We start from the raw sequence: 1851 nt of genomic DNA, 5'->3' as shown, positions 1-1851 counted from the left end.
TGTTGAACTAAGCCGCTATCGCGCCAACCGCTACCGCAAAATACCCCTAACTTAGGAGTAAATCAAACTCCTTTTACAATGGCTAAAAAAAGCTCCGCCGCAGCCTGGCGTTCCTGGCCCATCATCCCAGTTGTCAATCCTCGATTGATCGCCAAAGACAGCACCTTTGGCTGAAAGGAAGGTCAGAAAGTACTACCCAATCTTACTGTCGTGCCATTCGTGACCTGCAGGCATACATTGATCGGGACATCAATGAGATCACCACCAATGAGATTTTCGAGTTTCTCGACTGGCGTAAACAAGCGGTCGGCAATTCGGCACTTAACACCATCGTTTGCGGGCTAAAGTACTATTTCCGCCAGGTCACTAATCAGCCCGACCGCGTCGTCACCGTACCTATTCCGCGTAAATCAGCCCAGCTAGGTGAGCTGCTCACCACCAGTGAGTTACGCCAACTCTTTACTGCGGCCACCTCCCCCAAACACCGTCTTGTCCTCAGCCTCATCTTCGGCCTCGGACTACGCGCTGGCGAGGTTGGCCGTATCCGCCTGCACGACTTTGATGCTGAACACCGTACCCTCATCATCCGCAAGGCCAAGGGCGGCAAACAACGGACTTTGCCCTACGATGAAGCCCTACGCCGCGACCTTATCGCCCATTTCCGCGCCGAGCATCCGACGGACTACCTCTTCACCAGTACCACCCGAAAATCCATCACCGGTGGCATCTCCGTGCGCGGTGTGCAATACATCGTACGTACCACCAGCCTGCGTGCCGGACTCACCAAAAAGGTGTGTCCCCACACGCTGCGCCACTGCTTCGCCGTCCAGTACCTCAACCACGGCGGTAACCTGATCCGGCTTAAACAACTGCTCGGGCACGCTCACTTCAGCACGACTTTCCGCTACCTGAGCTACGCCTCGCCGGAATTAAAGGATATACCCTCACCACTATCTTTTTTATTCGGTGCGTAACGTCAAAAAACGCCCGGATTTTGAAGTCGCCGATATAATTAAAAAATACGGCGATAAATACCGCTCGACCGGCAAAGTCCCCACCCATCACCTCCGCACTTTATCCGCCATTGAGCGTTGCCGCACCGCTGAGTTAGGCGGCCACATAAACGTGTGCACCGACTGCGGCAGCAGCAAAATCAGCTACAACTCCTGCCGCAACCGCCACTGCCCCAAATGCGGCGGACTGGCCCGCGAATTATGGATCGAAGACCGCCGAAGCGAATGCTTACCCGTTCGCTATCAGCACATTGTTTTCACCATCCCAGCCGAGTTCAACGATTTTTGCCGCTACGACCCCAGGTTTTGCTACGACCTGCTTTTTCGCTCGGCTTGGAAAACACTGGACACCTTTGCAAAGGACAAAAAATGGCTGGGCGCGAACGCGGGTGCAAGCATGGTTTTGCATACCTGGGGACAAAACCTCATGCTCCACCCCCACGTCCACGCCATCGTTCCCAGCGGCGGGCTCGACGGAGCAGGCAACTGGGTATCTCCAAAAAAAGGTTACGAAAAGGCTGGCTTCCTCTTTCCCGTCAAAGCAATGAGCAAGGTCTTTCGCGCCGTCTTCCTCAAGGCCTTTCGCAAAGCCTGGAACGACGGTGCATTAGTACTCCCTCCTTCAGCGCCGACCAAAAAAGAGGAGATCCGACGCTGGCTACACCAACGCCATCGGCAAGACTGGGTGGTCTACGCCAAAGCCCCCTTCGCCGGTCCCGAATCCGTCATCGAATACCTCGGTCGCTACACCCACAAGACCGCCATCTCCAACCATCGCCTCCTCGATCTCGACGACGGGAAGGTCTCCTTCCGCTATAAAGATTACCGCCAAAATGGC

General features: G+C 55.2%; 2 protein-coding genes. Both read left to right on the top strand.

Going from position 1 to position 1851, the window contains the following annotated elements; genetic code table 11:
• Nucleotides 1–143 precede the first annotated feature (143 nt).
• On the top strand, nt 144–974 hold the full coding sequence (locus B036_RS34045; RefSeq protein WP_319922331.1) for a tyrosine-type recombinase/integrase: 831 nt from the start codon (nt 144–146) through the stop codon (nt 972–974).
• On the top strand, nt 967–1851 hold an 885-nt coding region (locus tag B036_RS0125730), incomplete at its 3' end, for an IS91 family transposase (protein ID WP_020571607.1). The genes B036_RS34045 and B036_RS0125730, both read left to right, overlap by 8 nt.

The sequence above is a fragment of the Neolewinella persica DSM 23188 genome, from assembly GCF_000373105.1.
GTDB lineage: Bacteria > Bacteroidota > Bacteroidia > Chitinophagales > Saprospiraceae > Neolewinella > Neolewinella persica.
This window is presented reverse-complemented; position numbering and strand designations above follow the sequence as displayed.